We start from the raw sequence: 20,157 nt of genomic DNA, 5'->3' as shown, positions 1-20,157 counted from the left end.
CGTCCCCGTCCACGAAGCGGTTCCGGCTGTGCCCGCGCCGTCGGCGCCGGTGTCGGCTGATGCGCGTCATCGTGATCGGCGCGGGCGCCGCCGGGTCTCTGGTCGTGTTCCATCTGGCTCGTCTGGTGGCCGCGGATGAACAGGCAAGAGCGCTCGAGGTCGTCGTCGTGGATCCGATCGACCAGGTCGCGGGTCCCGCGTTCGGCACCAGGGATCCCGCCCATCTGCTGAACGTCCCGGCATCCGGGATGTCGGTGGACCCGGATGAGCGGTTCGACTTCGTGGACTGGTGCCGTGCCGGGGGGCTCGTTTCCGGCGACGAGGCGCACTACTTCTTCGCACCGCGCGCGCAGTGGGCGCGCTACCTGCGGACGCGACTGGCCGAGGCATGCGAACGGGCCGGCGACCGGTTGAGTGTCCGGTTCGTGCGTGACGGCGCGGTCGGCGTCGCCGCCGTCGGCGAGCGAGTTCGGGTGACAACGGCGGACGGAAGCGTCCTCGACGGCGACCGGCTGGTGCTCGCGACCGGACTCCCCGGTGTCGGGAACGGCTGGGCGCCCTGCGACCTGAGCGATCAACCCCGCTACGTCGCCAACCCGTGGCTGCCCGATGCCCTCGAACCGGTACTGGCCGACAGCGGGGACGTCCTCGTGATCGGCACCGGTCTCACGATGGTCGACGTGGCCATCAGCCTGCTCAAGTCGGGCGGCAACCGTCGCGTCGAGGCCATCTCACGCGGCGGCCGACTCCCCCGGCGGCATGCCGACACCTACCTCGGTGAAGTCGTCCCCGACATCTCGACCTGGGGTGACAGCCTCGACGAGATCCGCGCCGCTGTGACCACTCATGTCGCGAGAATCGAACGCCTACTGGGGAATTGGCGCCCCGGCGTCGACGGTGTGCGCTACCGCGTTGCCGAACTGTGGGCCCGGCTCGACGAGGCGGACCGCGGCACCTTCGTCCGCGAACTGGCCGGCGACTGGCTCGTGCGTCGGCACCGGATGCCCCCGTCGAGCGGCAAACTCGTCGACGAGGCCCGGCGATCGGGACGCCTCGTCGTGCGCTCTGGACGAATCAACCGCGTCGACGCGGTCCCCGGTGGTCTCACCGTCGCGACCGGCGACGACGAACGCACCTATGCATGGATCGTGAACTGCACCGGTCCGCAGCCGGACCTGCGTAAACTCGGCAATCCCGTCCTGGATTCGGTACTGGACGCCCGGCTCGCGACCACCGATGACCTTGGCCTGGGCCTGATCACCGACCATGGGCGCGTCCTCGACGCCGACGGTCGTCGGGGACCGATCTGGACCCTCGGATCGTTGCGTCGCGGCGAACTCTGGGAGACCACCGCCGTACCCGAGATCCGCACGCAAGCCGAGCAGTTGGCCGCATCGCTCATCGGTGACGTCGACGACCACCGATGAGCGACGCCGGCCGGGTTTGCTCGGTCAGGTCGCGCTGACCAGGACCGCGGCGCCGAGCCAGATCAGCGCGGCCACCTTGATCACCTCGAAGGCGACGTAGACGAGATGCGCTGAGCTACGCGGACCATCGTGCCCGGCCAGCACGGCGTCGGACCTCTTGGTGAGGGCCGGCCGCACTGCCACGACCTGGATCGCCAGCGCCGCGATCGCAACTCCCGCGGCGATCGGTGTGGCCACCCCGGGCCACGAACCGAGCACGACGGCGACCAGGATCGCTGTCGCCCACACAACCTCCGCGGCGTTGAGCGCACGGAAGACCAGCCGCCCGATCCCGAGACCGATCGGCAGGGTGACGCCGGGGGCGCGGAACTTCAACGGCGCCTCGAGGAACGAGATCGCGAAGACCATGCCCAGCCACACGAAGGTGAGCGCGGTGACGACCGCCGCGGAGGTGCTCATCGCGCGCTCGACCGCAGGAGTTCCGGACCGAAGGTCTCATAGTGGATCCGGCTCTCCGCGATGTCGCGACCGAGGAACTCCTCGCGCATCGAGGACAGGAATCCGGTGGGGCCGCAGAGCATGACATTGGATTCGGGGTGCACCTCGACATTGTCCAACGACATGTGGCCGACTCGGACCGAATCGGAGACGATGTGCGGCGAGGTGTTCTCGTACCATTGGATCAGATTGCCCGCCGGCAGCGAGTCCACCAGCGCCGCAAGCATTCCGCGGTGCGGCTGGCGGTCGCGGGAACGGTCGGCGTGCAGGACCGTCACCGGACGGGCATCGCCCTTCTCTGCCAGCGCGGTCAGCAGGCCGATCACCGGCGTGCACCCGATCCCGGCGGATGCCAGCAGCAGCGGGGCATCGTCGTCGGGCAGGACGAGGTCGCCGAACGGAGTGCTGACCTTCAGGGTGTCGCCTTCGAAGACGTGCTCGTGCAGGTGTGCCGAGACCTCGCCGGCGAGCTTCACACTGAAGCGCCACTCGGCGTCGTCGGGCGAGCCGGTCAGACTGTACTGACGGATCTGCTGGGCACCGTCGCTCAGCGGAACCTGCACCGAGATGTACTGTCCCGGACGGAACTTCGGGAGGGCGCCGTCGACCGCCGCGAGGGTGAGGGCGATCGTGTCGGGCGAGACCTGCACGCGATCGCTCACCGTGACCTCACGCCACACCTGACCGGGCTCGACACCCGTGGCGGCGTACAGGTCGGATTCCGATGCGATCAGAAGATCGGCCATGTCCCAGTACAGCTGATCCCAGGCATCGGCGACCTCCGGCGTGACGGCATCGCCGAGAACCTCGACGATCGCCGCGAACAGATGTTGGTGAACGACCTTGTACTGATCGGCGGTGACACCCAGCGACGCATGCTTGTGCGCGATCCGGTCCAGGATGAACCGCTGACGCCGGACGTCGGGTTCGAGCTGGAGGCGCGCGAAGGCGGCGACCGACCCGGCGAGGGCCTGCGGCTGTTCACCGGACTTCTGGTGTGTCCGGTTGAACATGTTGTCCAGCAGGGTCGGATGCGCGTCGAAGAGTCCACGGTAGAACCGCGGGGTGATCTCCGGGAGCGCTCCCTCGACTGCGGGCAGGGTCGCCGCGAGGGTGGCGCGTTGGGTGTCGGACAGCATGAGAACTCCTTTGTTCACTTGCTCATCGGGATAGAAGTTCCGGCGGGTGGCCGGAAGTCTTTGCGGCGGTGATCATTCGTTTGTCACCAGGCCTTCGTGGCTCGTCGCGAGCGCTCCCCGCACCTCGGGCGGCGAGAAGGTCAACCGGCCTGCTCACCTGGTGGGCGCGGCGACAGCGAGAGCAGCACCGCCGTGGTCGGTTCCGCGGCGAGGTCGGCGACGGTCTCGGAGTCGAGGCTGTCGTAGAAGGCGGCGGCCGCACGGGCGAGCGCTCCCCGCAGACGGCATCCGCGTCGGAGCGGGCACGGCTGCGGGCCTTCGCAATCGACGACCTCCCCGTCACCCTCGAGGGATCGCGCGAGCCAGCCCACGCGCGCTTCGCGACCGAGGTCGGTGATCGTCAGACCGCCGGTACGGCCACGGCGCGCGTGGACGACGCCCATCTCCGACAGTCTGCCGACGACTTTGGCGACATGCGTGTACGGGACGGCGAGCTCTTCCGCGAGATCCCTCGTGGTGAGAGGTGTTGCAGCCCCCTGCTGTTCACCGGCGACGGCGAGCCGCATCACGACCCGGAGGCCGATGTCGGTGAAGCGTGTCAGCTGCATGCCGAAAGTAAAACATAAATTGGCATACCGGATACCAATTAAAGGGACGTGTTCTCGCTCACTCGACGGACGCCGCGTCGAACGTCGCCACCGGCATCCCCAGGGCCCGGGCTCTGCGAATCATGGTGCGCGCGTTGTCGATCGCGGCGCACCCCGGATCGTTGTTGAAGTACACGTAGACGTCGCACTCGTCGTCGAACATGTCCCACAAACGACGCAGCCAGCTGTCGATGGCCTGTACGCCGTAACTCATCGGCCGCTTGGCGGTGCCGTCGTGCAGACGTAGGTACCCGAAGTCGGCCGTCCGCCACAGCGGGGTGAGAGATCGACTCTTGCGGTCGGCCCAGCACAAGGCGGCGTGGTGCCGTTCGAGAACGTCTCGCACCTCGTCGGTCCACCAGGATTCGTGGCGCGGCTCGACGACGACCTGGACGGTGTCCGGGAAGAGCTCGAGGGTTGCGGCCAGGGCATCGGGCTGTGCCTGCAGATTGGGCGGGAGCTGCAGGAGGACAGGCCCGAGCTTGGTGCCCAGGCCGGCGGCGCGATCGAGAAAACGCTCGACGGGCTCGGCCGGCTCCTTCAGCCGCTTCACGTGCGTCAGGTAGCGGCTCATCTTCGCCGCCATCCGGAAGTCCGCGGGTACGGTCTCGGCCCAGTTCTCGAACACCGTCTTGTCCGGCAGCCGGTAGAAGGTGTTGTTGACCTCGGCCGTCGTGAACCGCTCCGAGTAGTAGTCCAGCCACTCCCGCTGCGGGACCTGTTCCGGGTAGAACGCGCCGCGCCAGTCCTTGTACTGCCAACCCGAGGTGCCGATGTGCAGCATCGCTCCACCTATCCGCCGGTCGACGGGTGACGAATCCCGTCGACGGCTTCGCGCGGCGCGTGTGGGTGTCGCATCACCGAACACGGGTACCCGCCTACGGAAAGTCGCAACCACCGAGACAGGAGTGACATGACGAAACTGGCGATCATCTACTACTCGGCCACCGGACACGGCACGGCGATGGCTGACGAAATCAAGACCGCCGCCGAGGCGGCCGGTGCCGAGGTGCGGGTCCGCCACATCGAGGAGACCCGGGACCCGGAGACCTTCGCGGAGAACCCTGCCTGGTCGGCGAACTACGAGGCGACCAAAGATCTGCCGAGCGCGACCGGCGACGACATCGTCTGGGCCGACGGCGTCATCTTCGGCTCCCCGACCCGATTCGGCAGCACGGCGTCGCAGTTCCAGACCTTCATCGACTCCCTCGGCGGACTCTGGGCCGAGGGAAAGCTCGCCGACAAGGCCTACGCCGCCTACACCTCGAGCCAGACGGCGCATGGCGGACAGGAGACGACCCTTACCGGGCTGTACACCTCGCTGATGCACTTCGGCGGCATCCTCGTACCGCCCGGCTACACCGAGGGGCTGAAGTTCGCCGACGGTAACCCGTACGGCGTTTCGCACGTGACCGGCCCGGAGAACAAGAACGGTCTCGACGACGCGACCAAGGCCGCCCTCGCCCACCTGGCGCAGCGAGTTGTGAAGGTCGCCGGTCTGCTGGCCGGCTGACGACGCCGGTACTGCTCCCCTGGACCGCTGGCATTAATGCGTTGACAGAGCGGCGCCACGGCGCGAGCATCGGGATCATGTATTCCGTGTCGTCGCCCGCTGGGCGTGAGGGGGTCGTCGGCGTCCTGCACGCCGGCGCTTGAGTGACCTGCCCCGACCGGCGCGAGTACCGCATCCGCGGACCGCGCCGGTCGACGCGCGCCCTCACTCACCCTTCCCGACACCCGAGGTGTTTCTCACTCATGCATGCCCTGACCGAATCCGAGATCCGTCGATCCTTCGTCAATGCGACCGTCCGCGAACGAAAGTCGATCGTCCTGCCGCCCGACTTCAAGGAACTGAACTGGGAGCGCAAGGATTTCGTCGGCTGGCGGGATCCCAAGCAGCCGATGGTCGGTTACGTCGTCATCCCGACCGACGACGAGCCCGTCGGCATCATGCTCCGCCTGGGCGGACGCCAGCCGCGCAAACGGCCACTGTGTTCGTTCTGCGAGGACGTCCTGCTGCCCAACGACGTCGCCTTCTTCAGCGCGAAGCTCGCCGGTGCCGCCGGCCGCAAGGGCGACACCGTCGGCACCCTGATCTGCTCGAACTTCGAGTGTTCGAAGAACGTGCGCATGAAGCCGCCGCCGGTCTTCGGCGGTCATGATCCGGAAGCCGTGCGGCAGCAGCGGATCCAGTCGCTGCAGCTGCGACTGGACGGATTCGCGACGCGCGTCGTCGGTCGCGAGAAGTAGCCCCCGACAGATCCACCCTTTTTCGCCGGATCCACCACCCCACCGGGTGCTGGGTTTGCCGAAAAAGGGTGGGTTTGCGCATAAGAAAAGAGGCCGGACCGCGTTTCCGCGATCCGGCCTCTTTCACCGTGTGGGCGAAGGGGGACTTGAACCCCCACGTCCCGAAGGACACTGGCACCTGAAGCCAGCGCGTCTGCCATTCCGCCACTCGCCCGTGGCCGCCGGAAATCCGGCGGGCATGTCGTCGGACTGGTTACGTCCGGCGACTGGACGACGATAACAGCACGGCGCCCCTACTACAAAACTCGGGTGTTCGCGGGCATTCGGAGGGCTGGTGACCTGCGGCACCAGTGGCTGGCCAGACCCATGAGGCAGGTGTTACACACGATGCACCAGTTGTCGCGGTGGCACAGTTGTCCGTTCTTGTCGCTATCATCAAACAAGGCCATATGCACGGCGACACGCTCGAATGCCGCGAAAGGAGGTCTCGGTGGGGATCCTGCAACGAATTGAACGCAAGCTCGAAGGCGCTGTTGACGACGGTTTTGCGCGAGTTTTCGGTGGTCAGGTGGCTCCACAGGAGATCGAGAACGGCCTTCAGCGCGAAGCCGAGGAGTCGCTGGAAGACCTCGGCGACGGTACCGTCCTCGCGGCCAACAGCTACACATTGCTGTTGAGTCCGAGCGATCACGACCACATCGCTGCGGAATACGAACTGAACCGCAAGACTTTCTCGAAGCATTTGGAACACTTCATCAAGGACAACGGTTGGCAGACCTACGGCAAGGTCGTCGTAGAGTTCGAACAATCGCCATCCCTGCACACCGGGATCTTCCGTGCGCGCGGCACGGTGAACCCTGACGCGAGGCCCCGCCCGGTGCCGTCGCGTTCGGGACAACCACACGGCGCACCACCGAAGGCCCCCCGCCCACCGGCCGGTCCCCCGGCCCCGAATCCTCGCCCGGCCGCACAAGCTCTTCCCGCCGACGCACCCGACCAAGGAGCCCCCAAGATGACTCAGAACCCCGGATACGACCAGCGCAGGGGCGCCGATCCCGAGTACGACCAGCAGGCTTACGAGCAGCAGGGCTACGGCCAGCAGGCGTATGGACAGCCCGGTTACGACCAGTACGGCCAGCAGGCCGGTTACGAGCAGGGATACGACCAGCAGGCCTACGGACAGCAGCCCGCCGGCTACGAGCAGCAGGGTTACGGTCAGCAGCCCGGCTACGGCCAGGGTTACGCGCAGCCCGGCTACGACCAGCAAGGCTATGGCCAGCAGGGCTACGGACAGCCCGGTTACGAACAGCAGGGCTACAGCCAGCAGCCCGGAGGCTACGACCAGGGATACGCGCAGCCCGGCTACGACCAGCAAGGCTACGGCCAGCAGGGCTACGCACAGCCCGGCTACGAACAGCAGGGCTACAGCCAGCAGCCCGGAGGCTACGACCAGGGATACGCGCAGCAGGGCTACGGCCAGCAGCCGGCGGCCTACGACTACCAGGGTGGCTACGACCAGGGTTACGGCGCGGGACGCCCCGCCGCCGGTTACGCCCCGTCGTCGATCACCCTGCTCCTCGAGGACGGCAGCAACCGCACCTTCCAGCTGCACGAGGGTTCCAACGTGATCGGCCGCGGCCAGGACGCACAGTTCCGTCTGCCCGACACCGGTGTCTCGCGTCGCCACGTCGAGATCCGCTGGGACGGCACCACCGCGATGCTCACCGACCTCAACTCCACCAACGGCACCACGGTCAACGACCTGCAGGTCAACACCTGGGAACTCGCCGACGGAGACCGCATCCGCGTGGGTCACTCGGACATCACCGTCCGGTTCCAGTAGTCCCGGCAACCGCCGTCCTGCGCCCGTCGAACGCGGGCGACGGTGGCCGCTGATCGACGTGGTCCGGGCGACTCCGCGAGGGCGGTTGATACTGAACTGTCATATGTGAATGAACGGGTTCGGCTCAACTGCCCATAAGATGCACACGGGGTCCGCCGGTTGCCATCGGCAGTCGGGATCGACACCCGCCCGGTACGGCTTACCGAGTACGACTGGTCCGAGATGTGACGGCGCTGGAGGTGAACACACGAGATGCAGGGCTTGGTGCTGCAACTGACCCGTATCGGGTTCCTGCTGTTGTTGTGGTTGTTCGTCTTCGCCGTGATCCGGACCCTTCGGGCCGACATCGCCTCGGCCGGCGGCATGCGCATCCCGCGTTACTCGGGAGGCACGGAGAAGCGTCGACGCGGTGGCGGGGTCCGCGGCGCGGCGCGCTATCTCGTCGTCACGCACGGAGCACTGGCCAACACCCGGATCAGTTTGGGCCAGCAGCCGGTGCTGCTCGGTCGCGCCGACGACTCGACCCTCGTCCTCACCGACGACTACGCCTCGGAACGCCACGCACGCCTCTCCAGACGCGGTGACGACTGGTACGTCGAGGACCTCGGCTCCACCAACGGCACCTATCTCGACCGGTCCAAGGTGACGACCGCCGTCAAGGTCCCGCTGAACACGCCGATCCGCATCGGCAAGACCGTGATCGAGTTGCGCCCGTGACACTTGTGTTGCGCTACATCGCGCGCAGCGACCGCGGTCTCGTCCGGTCCAACAACGAGGACTCCTTCTACGCCGGCCCGCGCCTGCTCGCGCTCGCCGACGGCATGGGCGGACACGCGGCCGGCGAGGTCGCCAGCCAGCTCGTCATCCGTGCCCTGTCCGAGCTCGACGAGGACGAGCCCGGCGGCGATCTGCTGAGCCAGCTCGACCGCGCCACCCGCGCCGGCAACGAGGCCATCGCCGCACAGGTCCAGGAGTCCCCCGAACTCGACGGCATGGGCACCACGCTCACCGCCATCCTCTTCGCGGGCAGCCGAATCGGGCTGTGCCACATCGGTGATTCACGCGGCTACATGTTCCGCGACGGCGTTCTCACCCAGATCACCCGCGACGACACATTCGTGCAGACCCTCGTCGACGAGGGCCGGATCACGGCCGAACAGGCGCACACCCATCCCCAGCGGTCGCTGATCATGCGTGCCCTGACCGGCTCCGAGGTCGAGCCGACACTCACGATGCGCGAAGCACGTGCCGGTGACCGGTACATGCTCTGCAGCGACGGACTGTCCGACGTCGTGAGCGAGGAGACCCTCGCCGAGACCCTCGGATCCATCGCCGATCCGAAGCAGTGCGCCGACCGCCTCATCGAACTCGCACTGCGCGGCGGCGGCCCGGACAACGTGACCGTCGTCCTCGCCGACGTCGTCGACACCGAGTACGGCGACTCCCGGCCGATCGTCGGCGGTGCCGCCGGCGGCAACGAGGAGTCCTACACCCCCGACCCGGCCACCGCCGCCGGACGCGCCGCTGCGCTGCGTCCGCCGCCCGCCGAGCCACAGCGCCCGACGGTGCTGACCGAGGCGGAGGAGCCGGCGAAGCACAAGAGCACCTGGCGCCGGTGGCTCGCCGTCGGTGTCGTCCTCGCCGTCGTCGTCGCGCTGGTCGCCGGGTTCTTCGTGACCCGTTCGATCGTGCGGAGCAACTACTACGTGGCCGCGGATTCCGCGGGCGACGTCGTGATCCACCAGGGCTCCCCGGCCGACGTCCTCTTCGTGTCCATGAGCAAGCCCGTCACTCGCGTCTGCGTCGAGGATCTCGACCAGGAGAAGCCGACCTACACCTTCATCCCGTACGACGACACCTGCGAGGTGCCGCTCAACGTCGACGATCTGGTGTCCGGGCCGGCGCAGTCGGTGAAGAACGTGATGATCCGTGACCGCAGCGCCGAGGAGATCGAGGGCGTGGTGACCAAGGAGCTCACCTTCCGCTGCGACAACGCTCCCTCGTCGACTCCCCCGCCGCCGTCCTCGGCGACCCCGCCGCCTCCCGCGTCGAGCGCACCGCCCGCTCCCCGTGCCACCGCGGCACCGTCCGGCATCCCGCAGCGCGGCGCCACCGAGTCCGTGGCACCGCCCGCACCGTCCGACAAGCCCGCACCTCCAGAGGACGCGGGCACCAGCTGCCGGCAGCAGGTGAGATGACTCAAGCCGCGCCCGCCCCGCACGCCCCGCCTCGCGAACCCGCGACGAGCACCGGCCGGAACGCCGAGCTGCTCCTGCTGGTGTTCGCGATCGGCCTGGTGACGGTCGCCCTGCTCATCGTCCAGGCCGCGCAGGGTCAGAGCCTGACCTGGGACATCGTCAAGTACGTCGCCGCGTACACGGCGCTGTTCGGGGTCGCCCACGTCGTCGTCCGACGCTATGCGCCGCACGCCGACCCGATCCTGCTGCCCGTCGTCGCCGTGCTCAACGGGCTGGGTCTGGTGCTGATCCACCGCCTCGACCTCGGGTCGGGCAACACCGGTGAGTCGATGAACCCCACCCAGGCGACGAACAACGCCGACCAACAGCTGCTGTGGGCCGGTCTGGGCATCATCGCGTTCGCGGCGGTGCTGATCCTCATCCGCGATCATCGAACGCTGTCGCGGTATGCCTACACGCTCGGCCTCGGCGGACTGATCTTCCTGATCATCCCGGCGATCCTGCCGAGCGCGTTCTCGGAGATCAACGGCTCCAAGAACTGGATCATCACGCCGTTCTTCTCGATCCAGCCCAGCGAGTTCTCCAAGATCCTCATCATCATCTTCGCCGCGGCGGTCCTGGTGTCGAAGCGCGACCTGTTCATCACCGCGGGCCCGCACGTCCTCGGCGTCGACCTGCCCCGCGCCCGCGACCTCGGTCCGCTGCTCGCCGCCTGGGCGATCGCGATCGCGGTGATGGTCGTCCAGAAGGACCTCGGTACGTCGCTGCTGATCTTCGCGACGATCCTGACGATGCTCTACGTTGCGACCTCGCGCGTGGAATGGCTCGTCCTCGGCATCGGCCTGTTCGCGATCGGTGCGGTGATCGCGTGGTCGATCTTCTCCCACCTGCAGACCCGCGTCTCGGTGTGGCTCAACCCCTTCGAGGACTTCGACGGCTCCGGTTACCAGATCGGTCAGAGCCTTTTCGGCCTGGCCACGGGCGGCCTGTTCGGCACCGGCCTCGGATCCGGGCGGCCCAACATCGTGCCGTTCGCCAACACCGACTTCATCATCTCGACCATCGGTGAGGAGCTCGGGCTCGCCGGCCTCTTCGCGATCCTGCTGCTCTACATGGTGTTCATCCACCGCGGCCTGCGCACCGGCATCGCCGTGCGCGACAGCTTCGGCAAGCTCCTCGCGACCGGTCTGGCGTTCACCATCGCCATGCAGATCTTCGTCGTCGTCGGCGGCGTCACGAAGCTGATCCCGCTGACCGGTCTGACGACCCCGTTCCTGTCGTACGGCGGTTCGTCGCTGCTGGCCAACTACATCCTCGTCGCGCTGCTGATCCGGATCTCGAACGCCGCCCGCGAACTCGATCCGGTCAAGAAGCGTCCGACGGCCAAGCCGGTCGACGCGCTGCCCACCCAGGTGGTGAAGCGCAAGTGAACAAACCGATCCGCAACGTCTCGATCGCCGTGATCGTGATGATCGTCGCGCTGCTCGCCAACGCCACCTACGTCCAGGTGTTCAAGGCCGACGCCCTGAAGACCGACCCGCGCAACAACCGGGTCCTGCTCGACGAGTACTCGCGCCAGCGCGGCCTGATCACGACCGCCGACGGCACCGTGATCGCGCTGTCGGTGCCCATCGGCAGTCGGCTGAAGTTCCTGCGTCAGTACCCGCGGGAGGGTGCCGAGGCGTTCGCGGCGGTCACCGGTTACTACTCGTTCCAGTACCTCGCGAGCCAGATCGAGCACTACGAGAACTCGATCCTCAACGGCTCCGACGACCGGTTGTTCGGCCAGCGGTTCATGGACATGTTCTCCGGCCGCGACCCGCGGGGCGGCAACGTCGTCACCACGATCAACCCGAAGGTGCAGCAGGCCGCCTACCGCGCCATGCTCAACGGACCGTGCGACGGACCGTGCCGCGGCGCAGTGGTGGCGCTGCAGCCCAACACCGGCAAGATCCTGGCGATGGTCTCGACCCCGAGCTACGACCCGAACAAGCTGGCCAGCCACGACCAGGAGGTCCGCGAGAGCAGCTGGGAGGCGTGGAACCGGCCGGGCGACACCGCGCAGCCGATGCTCAACCGCGCGATCAGCCAGCTGTACCCGCCGGGATCGACCTTCAAGGTCGTGACGTCGGCGGCCGCCCTGCGCGACAACATCACCCCGGGCATCCGTCTCACCGCCGCCCCGAGCTTCCCGCTACCGGGCACCAACGTGTCGCTGCCGAACTACGGCGGCGAGACCTGCCCCGGTTCGTCGGGCGGGACCGTGTCGCTGGAGACGGCGTTCAAGTACTCGTGCAACACCGCGTTCGCCGAGCTGGTGACGGAGAAGATGTCGGACGCGATCCCCAAGTTCACCGAGACCGCGAGCCTGTTCGGTCTCGATCAGCCCGGCCCGGACATCCCGATGCCGGTCGTCGACTCGACCGTGGGCCCGATCCCGTCGCTCGATGTCCTTGCACAGGCATCCATCGGACAGCGGGACGTGCGGCTGACGCCGCTGCAGAACGCCATGATCGCGGCGACCGTCGCCAACGGAGGGGTCCGTATGCAGCCGTACCTGGTCGATAAGCTCCAATCGGCGGATCTGCGTACTTTGCAGACCACACCGCCGAGCACCGCGAACAAGCCGATCACGCCCGAACAGGCGGCCGAGCTGACGTCGATGATGATCGAGTCCGAGCGCTCCACCGCGGGTGCCGGCGGACCGGTCTCGATCGCGTCGAAGACCGGCACCGCCGAGAGCGGTTCGAGCACCGACACCCCGTACTCCTGGTACATCGCGTTCGGACCGTCGTCGAACGCGCAGATCGCGGTGGCCGTCGTGGTGGAGAATGGACAATTCGGTGCGGATTCGGTCGGAGGGACCGTGGCTGCACCGATCGGACGAGAAGTGATCAACTCACTGGTGGGAGGTGGCAGTCGATGACCCTGCAGAACGGCACCACCATCGGTGATCGTTACCGGCTCATCCGCCTGATCGCGACGGGCGGCATGGGCCAGGTGTGGGAAGCCCTCGACACGCGCCTGAACCGTCGTGTGGCGGTGAAGGTCCTCAAGGCCGAGTACACGAGCGACCCGGAGTTCATCGCCCGGTTCCGCGCGGAGGCGCAGACGACGGCGAAGCTCAACAACCCGGGCATCGCCAACGTCTTCGACTACGGCGAGACTCCGGACTACAACGGCGGCGACCCGCTCGCCTACCTGGTGATGGAACTGGTCGACGGCGAGCCGCTGAACTCGGTGATCTCCCGGCTCGGCCGGTTGTCGCTGACCAACACCCTCGACATGCTGGAGCAGACCGGTCGGGCGTTGCAGGCCGCACACAGCCAGGGGCTGGTGCACCGCGACGTGAAGCCGGGCAACATCCTGATCACCCCGGCCGGCCAGGTGAAGATCACCGACTTCGGCATCGCCAAGGCCGTCGACTCCGCCCCGGTCACCAAGACCGGCATGGTGATGGGCACTGCCCAGTACATCTCTCCCGAGCAGGCCACCGGCGACGAGGCGACCGCCGCGTCCGACGTGTACTCGCTCGGCGTCGTCGGTTACGAGGCCCTCACCGGCCGGCGTCCGTTCCTCGGCGACGGTGCGATCACCGTCGCGATGAAACACATCCGTGAATCTCCGCCGCCGCTGCCGCCCAACCTGCCGTCGGGTGTCCGCGAGCTCATCGAGATCACGATGGCCAAGGACCCGCGTCAGCGTTATGCGAACGGCGGCGAGTTCGCCGACGCGGTGGCCGCCGTCCGTGCAGGTCGTCGCCCCCCGCGCCCGGGAGCGATCGCCGGCGCCGCAGCAGGTGCTGCCGGTGCCGCGGCGCTGGGCAACACCGTCGCGACCCGCGCCACGACGGCACCGGGTACCGCCTCTCGTCCCGTGACACCGCGACCGACGTCACGGACCCCGGTCGCACCGCCGCCCGACAACAGCTGGACCACCGGGCAGAAGGTGCTGGCCGGTGTCGCCGCCGCGCTACTCGTCGGCGCGATCGGTCTGATCGGGTTCTACCTGGTCAGCAGTGGTGGCGACGACACCGCCCCGTCGGCGCCGTCCACCTCGTCGATCGTCACCGAGACCACCACCGTGGTCCCGACCGAGGAACCCGACGAGACCACGACCACGCAGCGACCGACCCGCACGACGACCAGCGAGGAGACGACGACCAGCGAGGAGACGACGACGGAGACCACCGCGCCCGGTCCGCCGACGACCACCGACGACACCACGGACACCGGGGCCGCCACCGGCACCCCGTGCTTCCCCGGCGTGCCGTTCCCGCTGTGTTAGGTCACCGCGCCATGCTGATACCACCCCCGACGACCCGCTGAGCTGAGATCCCAGGCTGACCCCGAGGCAGATGACGACACCACACCACCTCTCCGACCGCTACGAACTCGGCGAAACGCTGGGTTTCGGTGGCATGTCCGAGGTGCACTATGCCCGCGACCTGGTGCTGCACCGGGACGTGGCGATCAAGGTGTTGCGCGCCGACCTCGCGCGCGATCCGTCGTTCTATCTGCGTTTCCGGCGGGAGGCCCAGAACGCGGCGAAGCTGAACCACCCGACGATCGTCCAGGTCTTCGACACCGGCGAGGCCGAGACCGAGGACGGTCCGCTGCCGTTCATCGTCATGGAGTACATCGACGGGGACACCCTGCGAGACGTGTTGCGGGCCAACGGTCCGATCGCCCCGCGTCAGGCGATGACGTGGATGGCCGACGTCGCCGCCGCCATGGACTTCTCGCACCGCAACGGCATCGTGCACCGCGACATGAAGCCGGCGAACGTGATGATCGACAAGTCCGGCGCGGTGAAGGTGATGGACTTCGGCATCGCCCGCGCCATGAGCGATTCCACGTCTACCATGACGCAGACCTCCGCCGTAATGGGCACTGCCCAGTACCTGTCGCCCGAGCAGGCCCGCGGCATCAAGGTCGACCCGCGCAGCGACATCTACTCGATGGGCTGCGTGCTCTTCGAGCTGCTCACCGGGGAGCCGCCGTTCACCGGTGACTCGCCGGTCGCGGTCGCCCACCAGCACGTGCACGAGGATCCGCCGTGGCCGTCGCATGTGCGTCCGGAGATCCCGCGTGAGCTCGACTCGGTCGTGCTCAAGGCGATGAGCAAGAACAAGGACAACCGGTACCAGTCGGCCGCCGATCTGCGCGCCGACCTGATCCGGGTGCTCGCGGGCGGCAAGCCGTCGGCGCCGATGCTGCTCACCGACGAGGAGCGCACCGAGTTCATCGACACCGGCCCCCGACGCCCGGTCCGGTCGGAGACGACCACACCGCGCCGCGCGATCCCCACCCGTGCCGGTGGCAGCCACCGACGCGTCGCCGACTACCGGTCCGACTCCGACGACGACCCACCGCGTCGTCGACCTCGCTGGCTGATGGCCGGCGCGATCGCCGCGGTCGTGCTGCTCGTCGCAACACTCTTCCTGTGGTCTCCGTGGAGTTCGGGGTCCGATCCCGATGTCACCGTGCCCGCGGTCGCCGGACTCAGTTCCGACGACGCGCAGTCCTCGCTCGAACGAGCCGGGTTCGAGGTGCGTGTCCTCGAGGAACCCAGCCTCGACGTCGGGCCCGGTTTCGCGACCCGCTCGACACCCGGTGAGGGTGTCATGGCGACCGAGGGATCCGAGGTCGCGCTCTACATCTCCACCGGTCCACAACGTCACCGGATACCGTCCGACCTGGTCGGCAAGACGCCTGCCGAAGCCCTCGACGCCCTCAAGGTGCTCGGGTTCACCAACGTCAAGACCGAGCGCGTCGATTCGACCGCCGACATGAAGGACAAGGTCGTCTCGACCGCGCCGAAGATCGGCACCGAGGTGCCGGTCAACGGGCCGGTGGTCCTCAACGTGGGCAACGGCCCCAAGGAGATCACGGTCCGCGACGTCGTCGGCATGCCGGCAGATCGTGCCCGCGCGGTCCTCGAGGAGCTCGGCATGTCGGTCGACGAGGTCGCGGTCGACTCGGACCAGCCCGCGGGCGAGGTCATCTCCACCTCTCCCGGTCCCGGTTCGACGGCAGAGCAGGGCAGCACGGTGCAGTTGTCGGTGTCCCGGGGCAACCTGTTCACCGTCCCGAGCCTGCGCGGCAAGACACCCGCCGAGGCTCAGGCATCCCTCGAACAGGCCGGCTGGGAACGGTCGACGCTGACACGCCAGACCCGGAACGTGCCGCTGAACAGTCCGGACAACGGACGGGTCGTCGGGCAGGAACCGTCGGCGGGTTCGAAGGCGCGCAAGGGCGGCCCGATCACGATCATCATCGGCCAGGCGAGCCTGCTGCCGAACTAGCGCATTCGACGACGTCTCACCAGGCCTTCGTGGCTCGTCGCTTGCGCTCCTCACACCTCAGGCAGCGAGGGTTGCGTCGCACTCTTTGCACCTCAGGCAGCGAGGGTTGCGTCGCACTCTTTGCACCTCAGACAGCGAGGGTTGCGTCGCACTCTTTGCACCTCAGACAGCGAGGGTTGCGTCGCACTCTTTGCACCTCAGACAGCGAGGGTTGCGTCGCACTCTTTGCACCTCAAGCAGCGAGGGTTGCGTCGCACTCTTTGCACCTCAAGCAGCGAAGGTCGCGTCAGCCGACCGCGCTGGCCATCTCCGCCTCGAGCGCCGCGACGCGCGTCTCGTCGATCTCGATGCCGCAGGTCTTGAGCCAGTTGGCGAGCATCCTGTGCCCGCCCTGGGTCAGGACGCTCTCCGGGTGGAACTGGACGCCGTGGATCGGCAGCTCGCGGTGGGCCATCGCCATGACGATGCCCGACTCGGTGCGTCCGGTGACGACGAGTTCGTCGGGGATGGTCTCGGGCAGCACCGTGAGCGAGTGGTAGCGGGTCGCGGTGAACGGATCCGGCAGGCCCGCGAGAACGCCCTTGTCGTCGTGGAAGACCAGGGAGGTCTTGCCGTGCAGGAGTTCCGGTGCGCGGTCGACGGTTCCGCCGAACGCGGCGCCGATCGCCTGATGACCCAGGCAGACACCCAGCAGCGGGAGCTCCTCGGCGGCGGCCACCTCGACCATCGGCATCGTCGCGCCGGCGCGCTGCGGGGTGCCGGGCCCGGGGCTGAGCAGCACCCCGTCGAATCCGGAGACCGCCTCACGCAGATGTTCGGTGTCCCACGGGGTCAGCCGCGGGTCGTCGTTGCGCCACACGACGGCCTCGACACCGAGCTGGCCCAGGTACTGGACCAGGTTGTAGACGAAGCTGTCGTAGTTGTCGATGACCAGAATGCGACTCACGCAGGAAAGGCTACCGCCGAAAGCGGGTACCTCGGTCGGCGACCTGGTGAGATACCGTAGAAGTCGAGTGTTTCCGACCCCGGACCGATCGGTCTCCACGACGTTCGGGAGTCCCGGGCACGCGTACGACCGCTGCTGCGGTACAGCACAACAGAGGATGTCATGCCGAAGTCAAAAGTCCGGAAGAAGACCGACTACACGATCAACACCGCGAGCAGGACTCCGGTCAAGGTCAAGGCCGGAGCTTCCAGCACCATCTACGTGAGCGTGATGCTCGGCCTGATGCTCCTCGGGCTCGCCTGGCTCGTCGTCTACTACCTCGCCGCCACCCCCACCGCTTACGGCGCGGAGGGCCAGGTCCTGCACTGGATGGCCGAGCTCAACTCCTGGAACTTCCTCATCGGGTTCTCCCTCATGGTGGCCGGCCTGTTGATGACCATGCGGTGGCGCTGATCCGATCCACGATCCTTCCCTGCGTGTCACGCTCTGACCTGCGAAAACACATGTGTGTAAGTTATCCACACTGTGGAAATAACATGTGTGTAAGTAGTCCCCACTGTGAGTAACTCCTGTGGATAACTCTGCTGACTCATCCACACACGCGTGGTCGACGCCGGTCGGAGCGGGTGTCGCGGGCTGCATCGGCGGCGTGATCCTGCTCGCCGGCGCGATCGTGGTGTCGAACGATCCCGCGGGCTCGGTCCTCATGGGGATCGCCGGCGTGCTGCTGTTCGCGTTGGGCGTTTACACGTTGTTGGTGCGGCCACGGCTCGAACTCTCGGTCGGGCACCCGGCGACGCTGACCGTGCGCGGTCTGACCGGACGACGCAGCTACACGCCCGACCGCGTCGAACGCATCCGGTTGCTGTCGATGCGGCGCGTCGGCCGCCGGGTGGGACAGCTCGAGATCGACGTCCTCGACGACGACGCCGAAACCGGTCGTCCGGACGGATCCGACGGACCTCGCGACGACACCCGACTACTCGTCTTCAGTCGTTGGGATCTCGGTACCGACCTGTTGTCGGTGGTCGACGCACTCCGCGCAGCGGGATTCCACGTCGACGACGACCGTTGACCGACCCGGCTCCCGAGGCCCGGGCCCGTCAGCGGATGTAGGTGAGTCCGTCGTAGGTGAGCCCGCCGGCGATCCCCAGGCCGAGCGCGACGACGAACAGCACGCCCAGCGCGATCCAGCCGACCCGGCCGGCCGCCTCCGGGGTTCGACGCCCCTCCGGCAGGACCAGTCCCGGTAGATAGACGATGGCGGCGGTGGCCGCAGCGCCGAAGGCGAGACCACCGAGATGCCCGAGGACGGAGATCCCGGGCAGCGAGAACGACAACACCACGTTGAAGCCGATGATCAGCAGGACGGGCACCGGTGAGACGCGGGCCTTGAGGATGATCACCAGCATCGCGCCCATCAGGCCGTAGATGGCGCCCGAGGCGCCTGCGGTGAGGGCGCGGTCGTTCTCGAAGAGCATGACGGCGGCACTGCCGCCCAACAGAGCGATCAGATAGACCGCGAGGTAGCGGGACATTCCCAGCGCGAGCTCGAGGTCGCGGCCCAGGATGTAGAGCGAGAGCATGTTGACGGCCACGTGCATCACGCTGAAATGCAGGAAGCCGGACGTCAGCAGGCGCCAGTACTCACCGGCGGCGACGTCGCTCTTGAGGAGATCCCCAGAGCTGAAGACGGTGGCCGCCCCGGGGTCGCCGAAGCTGCCGGCCTGGACGGCACACAGCAGGAAGATCAGGATGTTGATCCCGATCAGGGTGTAGGTGACGTACGGCTTGCCCGCGGACAGGCGGGTGGTCGCCATGCGCCGCACCCCGCGGTCACCGAAAGCCGGCGTCCGTTGGACCCCATCACCTCGAAGACAGTCGAGACAATGCTGGCCGACCGACGCCGGTCGAAGGCAGTCCGGACACGCCGGCCGCCCGCACCGGCTGCAGGACAGGCCGGTGGGGCGGTCGGGATGCCGGTAACACACCGCCCGTTGCGGGGCGGTGTGTTCCGGAGAGGTCAGTTGACCTCGATCTTCTCGATGACGACGGCGTCGAGCGGGCGATCCTGACGATCGGTCGACGTGGTCGCGATGGCGTCGACGACCTGCTGCGACTCGGGGTCGGTGACCTCACCGAAGATGCTGTGACGACGGTTGAGGTGCGGGGTCGGGCCGACGGTGATGAAGAACTGCGAGCCGTTGGTGCCCGGGCCGGCGTTCGCCATGGCGAGCAGGTACGGACGGTCGAACTGCAGCTCGGGGTGGAACTCGTCGCCGAACTGGTAGCCGGGGCCGCCCATGCCGGTGCCGGTCGGGTCGCCGCCCTGGATCATGAAGCCGGCGATCACACGGTGGAAGACCGAGCCGTCGTAGAACGGGCCGGAGTTGCCGCCGGATGCGTTCGGCTTGCTGTATTCCTTGCTCCCGTCGGCCAGGCCGACGAAGTTCTCGACGGTCTTGGGCGCGTGGTTCGGGAACAGGTCGACCTTGATGGCGCCGCGGTTGGTGTGGATGACTGCGGAGGTTTTCTGAGTGGTCACCCCTCCATCCAACCACTTGTGCGGTTTTCGGTGGTCGAGACGTGGCTCTCGACCCCGCCTGCGCGCGCAGTGTCACATCGCCGGAGGTGGCATGGGCGGGGGCCGGGCTGGCACTCTGGTCGGCATGCCGAAGAACTACCTCGTCGCCGCGCTGACCGTGCTCGCAGCGGTGCTCACCGCCGGTGTCGGCGTCGTCGTCCTGCGTCGTACGCGTCAGGATCCGCCGCCGGTCTCGCCGACCGTTCCCCGCGTCGAAGAGGTCCGTGAGGCCCTCGCGAAGAGCACGGAATCACAGGCCTCGTGACGACACCGCCGACGGTCGATCCGGGCGTCGGCGGCATCCACAGGTAATTTGAA

Annotated in this window: 20 protein-coding genes and 1 tRNA gene; 13 read left to right on the top strand and 8 right to left on the bottom strand. The window is 67.6% G+C overall.

Annotation, left to right across the window (positions count from 1 at the left end; translation table 11 throughout):
• Nucleotides 1–59 precede the first annotated feature (59 nt).
• Complete coding sequence (locus LQD00_RS17770) at nucleotides 60–1,427, top strand: FAD/NAD(P)-binding protein (protein ID WP_232718442.1); 1,368 nt, start codon at nucleotides 60–62, stop codon at nucleotides 1,425–1,427.
• A 24-nt stretch (nucleotides 1,428–1,451) separates the two neighbouring features.
• Here LQD00_RS17770 and LQD00_RS17765 read toward each other — a convergent pair whose 3' ends face one another.
• The 4 genes from LQD00_RS17765 to LQD00_RS17750 all read right to left on the bottom strand — a co-directional run bounded on the left by LQD00_RS17765 (nucleotide 1,452) and on the right by LQD00_RS17750 (nucleotide 4,495).
• Nucleotides 1,452–1,886, bottom strand: a complete 435-nt coding sequence (locus LQD00_RS17765) for a hypothetical protein (protein WP_232718441.1) — start codon at nucleotides 1,884–1,886, stop codon at nucleotides 1,452–1,454.
• Nucleotides 1,883–3,064 carry an FAD-binding oxidoreductase gene (locus tag LQD00_RS17760; protein ID WP_232718440.1) on the bottom strand — a complete coding sequence of 394 codons (1,182 nt, stop codon included), beginning with the start codon at nucleotides 3,062–3,064 and terminating at the stop codon, nucleotides 1,883–1,885. Before LQD00_RS17760 ends, LQD00_RS17765 begins: the two co-directional genes overlap by 4 nt.
• Nucleotides 3,065–3,204: 140 nt before the next feature.
• Nucleotides 3,205–3,672, bottom strand: a complete 468-nt coding sequence (locus LQD00_RS17755) for an RrF2 family transcriptional regulator (protein ID WP_232718439.1) — start codon at nucleotides 3,670–3,672, stop codon at nucleotides 3,205–3,207.
• Between the two features lie 58 nt (nucleotides 3,673–3,730).
• Nucleotides 3,731–4,495, bottom strand: coding sequence for a DUF72 domain-containing protein (locus tag LQD00_RS17750; protein ID WP_232718438.1), 765 nt, complete (start codon nucleotides 4,493–4,495; stop codon nucleotides 3,731–3,733).
• A gap of 129 nt (nucleotides 4,496–4,624) precedes the next feature.
• Between LQD00_RS17750 and wrbA the strand changes: the two genes are divergently transcribed.
• Both wrbA and LQD00_RS17740 read left to right on the top strand, forming a co-directional pair.
• Nucleotides 4,625–5,224 (top strand): NAD(P)H:quinone oxidoreductase, encoded by a 600-nt coding sequence (gene wrbA / locus LQD00_RS17745; RefSeq protein WP_232718437.1) that lies wholly within the window; start codon nucleotides 4,625–4,627, stop codon nucleotides 5,222–5,224.
• Nucleotides 5,225–5,466: 242 nt separating this feature from the next.
• On the top strand, nucleotides 5,467–5,961 hold the full coding sequence (locus LQD00_RS17740) for an FBP domain-containing protein (RefSeq protein ID WP_232718436.1): 495 nt from the start codon (nucleotides 5,467–5,469) through the stop codon (nucleotides 5,959–5,961).
• Between the two features lie 131 nt (nucleotides 5,962–6,092).
• Here LQD00_RS17740 and LQD00_RS17735 read toward each other — a convergent pair.
• Nucleotides 6,093–6,175, bottom strand: a tRNA-Leu gene (locus LQD00_RS17735).
• Between the two features lie 276 nt (nucleotides 6,176–6,451).
• Here LQD00_RS17735 and LQD00_RS17730 point away from each other — a divergent pair.
• The 7 genes from LQD00_RS17730 (at nucleotide 6,452) to pknB (ending at nucleotide 16,309) form a co-directional block, all read left to right on the top strand.
• Entirely contained in the window at nucleotides 6,452–7,804 is a 1,353-nt protein-coding gene (locus LQD00_RS17730; RefSeq protein ID WP_232718435.1) for a DUF3662 and FHA domain-containing protein, read from the top strand.
• A gap of 252 nt (nucleotides 7,805–8,056) precedes the next feature.
• A complete protein-coding gene (locus LQD00_RS17725) occupies nucleotides 8,057–8,521 on the top strand; it encodes an FHA domain-containing protein FhaB/FipA (RefSeq protein WP_232718434.1) in 465 nt (154 codons plus the stop codon).
• Nucleotides 8,518–10,002, top strand: coding sequence for a PP2C family protein-serine/threonine phosphatase (locus tag LQD00_RS17720; RefSeq protein WP_232718433.1), 1,485 nt, complete (start codon nucleotides 8,518–8,520; stop codon nucleotides 10,000–10,002). Before LQD00_RS17725 ends, LQD00_RS17720 begins: the two co-directional genes overlap by 4 nt.
• Entirely contained in the window at nucleotides 9,999–11,432 is a 1,434-nt protein-coding gene (locus tag LQD00_RS17715) for an FtsW/RodA/SpoVE family cell cycle protein (protein WP_232718432.1), read from the top strand. The genes LQD00_RS17720 and LQD00_RS17715 overlap by 4 nt, the downstream gene beginning before the upstream one ends.
• Nucleotides 11,429–12,928 (top strand): peptidoglycan D,D-transpeptidase FtsI family protein, encoded by a 1,500-nt coding sequence (locus tag LQD00_RS17710; protein WP_232718431.1) that lies wholly within the window; start codon nucleotides 11,429–11,431, stop codon nucleotides 12,926–12,928. The genes LQD00_RS17715 and LQD00_RS17710 overlap by 4 nt, the downstream gene beginning before the upstream one ends.
• Nucleotides 12,925–14,289 (top strand): protein kinase domain-containing protein, encoded by a 1,365-nt coding sequence (locus tag LQD00_RS17705; RefSeq protein WP_232718430.1) that lies wholly within the window; start codon nucleotides 12,925–12,927, stop codon nucleotides 14,287–14,289. Before LQD00_RS17710 ends, LQD00_RS17705 begins: the two co-directional genes overlap by 4 nt.
• A gap of 70 nt (nucleotides 14,290–14,359) precedes the next feature.
• Nucleotides 14,360–16,309: a Stk1 family PASTA domain-containing Ser/Thr kinase gene (pknB, locus tag LQD00_RS17700; protein WP_232718429.1), complete on the top strand. Its 1,950-nt coding sequence runs from the start codon at nucleotides 14,360–14,362 to the stop codon at nucleotides 16,307–16,309.
• 286 nt (nucleotides 16,310–16,595) lie between these two features.
• Here pknB and LQD00_RS17695 read toward each other — a convergent pair whose 3' ends face one another.
• The gene (locus LQD00_RS17695) at nucleotides 16,596–17,255 is read right to left on the bottom strand and encodes an aminodeoxychorismate/anthranilate synthase component II (RefSeq protein WP_040536988.1); all 660 of its coding nucleotides are present in this window, start codon (nucleotides 17,253–17,255) and stop codon (nucleotides 16,596–16,598) included.
• Nucleotides 17,256–17,417: 162 nt separating this feature from the next.
• On the opposite strand from LQD00_RS17695, the gene crgA reads away from it, so the two are divergent.
• Nucleotides 17,418–17,708 carry a cell division protein CrgA gene (crgA, locus tag LQD00_RS17690; protein WP_005200426.1) on the top strand — a complete coding sequence of 97 codons (291 nt, stop codon included), beginning with the start codon at nucleotides 17,418–17,420 and terminating at the stop codon, nucleotides 17,706–17,708.
• A gap of 118 nt (nucleotides 17,709–17,826) precedes the next feature.
• Entirely contained in the window at nucleotides 17,827–18,330 is a 504-nt protein-coding gene (locus LQD00_RS17685) for a PH domain-containing protein (RefSeq protein WP_232718428.1), read from the top strand.
• A 28-nt stretch (nucleotides 18,331–18,358) separates the two neighbouring features.
• On the opposite strand, the gene LQD00_RS17680 is transcribed toward LQD00_RS17685, so the two are convergent.
• On the bottom strand, nucleotides 18,359–19,075 hold the full coding sequence (locus tag LQD00_RS17680) for a rhomboid family intramembrane serine protease (RefSeq protein ID WP_308196000.1): 717 nt from the start codon (nucleotides 19,073–19,075) through the stop codon (nucleotides 18,359–18,361).
• A gap of 203 nt (nucleotides 19,076–19,278) precedes the next feature.
• Nucleotides 19,279–19,800, bottom strand: a complete 522-nt coding sequence (locus tag LQD00_RS17675) for a peptidylprolyl isomerase (protein WP_006868452.1) — start codon at nucleotides 19,798–19,800, stop codon at nucleotides 19,279–19,281.
• 124 nt (nucleotides 19,801–19,924) lie between these two features.
• Here LQD00_RS17675 and LQD00_RS17670 point away from each other — a divergent pair, with 124 nt between their 5' ends.
• A complete protein-coding gene (locus tag LQD00_RS17670; protein WP_232718426.1) occupies nucleotides 19,925–20,104 on the top strand; it encodes a hypothetical protein in 180 nt (59 codons plus the stop codon).
• The last annotated feature ends 53 nt before the right edge of the window (nucleotides 20,105–20,157 follow it).

The sequence above is a fragment of the Gordonia metallireducens genome, assembly GCF_021245825.1.
Lineage (GTDB): Bacteria > Actinomycetota > Actinomycetes > Mycobacteriales > Mycobacteriaceae > Gordonia > Gordonia namibiensis.
The sequence above is the reverse complement of the archived record's forward strand: the minus strand, read 5'-3'. Positions and strand labels throughout refer to the sequence as shown.

Excerpts from the sequence above, each read along its gene's own strand:
- LQD00_RS17770 (WP_232718442.1), top strand. The coding sequence starts at position 60 with ATGCGCGTCATCGTGATCGGCGCGGGCGCCGCCGGGTCTCTGGTCGTG.
- wrbA (WP_232718437.1), top strand. The coding sequence starts at position 4,625 with ATGACGAAACTGGCGATCATCTACTACTCGGCCACCGGACACGGCACG.
- LQD00_RS17750 (WP_232718438.1), bottom strand. The coding sequence starts at position 4,495 with ATGCTGCACATCGGCACCTCGGGTTGGCAGTACAAGGACTGGCGCGGC.
- LQD00_RS17670 (WP_232718426.1), top strand. The coding sequence starts at position 19,925 with ATGCCGAAGAACTACCTCGTCGCCGCGCTGACCGTGCTCGCAGCGGTG.
- LQD00_RS17740 (WP_232718436.1), top strand. The coding sequence starts at position 5,467 with ATGCATGCCCTGACCGAATCCGAGATCCGTCGATCCTTCGTCAATGCG.
- pknB (WP_232718429.1), top strand. The coding sequence starts at position 14,360 with ATGACGACACCACACCACCTCTCCGACCGCTACGAACTCGGCGAAACG.
- LQD00_RS17760 (WP_232718440.1), bottom strand. The coding sequence starts at position 3,064 with ATGCTGTCCGACACCCAACGCGCCACCCTCGCGGCGACCCTGCCCGCA.
- LQD00_RS17715 (WP_232718432.1), top strand. The coding sequence starts at position 9,999 with ATGACTCAAGCCGCGCCCGCCCCGCACGCCCCGCCTCGCGAACCCGCG.
- LQD00_RS17725 (WP_232718434.1), top strand. The coding sequence starts at position 8,057 with ATGCAGGGCTTGGTGCTGCAACTGACCCGTATCGGGTTCCTGCTGTTG.
- LQD00_RS17765 (WP_232718441.1), bottom strand. The coding sequence starts at position 1,886 with ATGAGCACCTCCGCGGCGGTCGTCACCGCGCTCACCTTCGTGTGGCTG.
- crgA (WP_005200426.1), top strand. The coding sequence starts at position 17,418 with ATGCCGAAGTCAAAAGTCCGGAAGAAGACCGACTACACGATCAACACC.
- LQD00_RS17705 (WP_232718430.1), top strand. The coding sequence starts at position 12,925 with ATGACCCTGCAGAACGGCACCACCATCGGTGATCGTTACCGGCTCATC.
- LQD00_RS17755 (WP_232718439.1), bottom strand. The coding sequence starts at position 3,672 with ATGCAGCTGACACGCTTCACCGACATCGGCCTCCGGGTCGTGATGCGG.
- LQD00_RS17680 (WP_308196000.1), bottom strand. The coding sequence starts at position 19,075 with ATGGCGACCACCCGCCTGTCCGCGGGCAAGCCGTACGTCACCTACACC.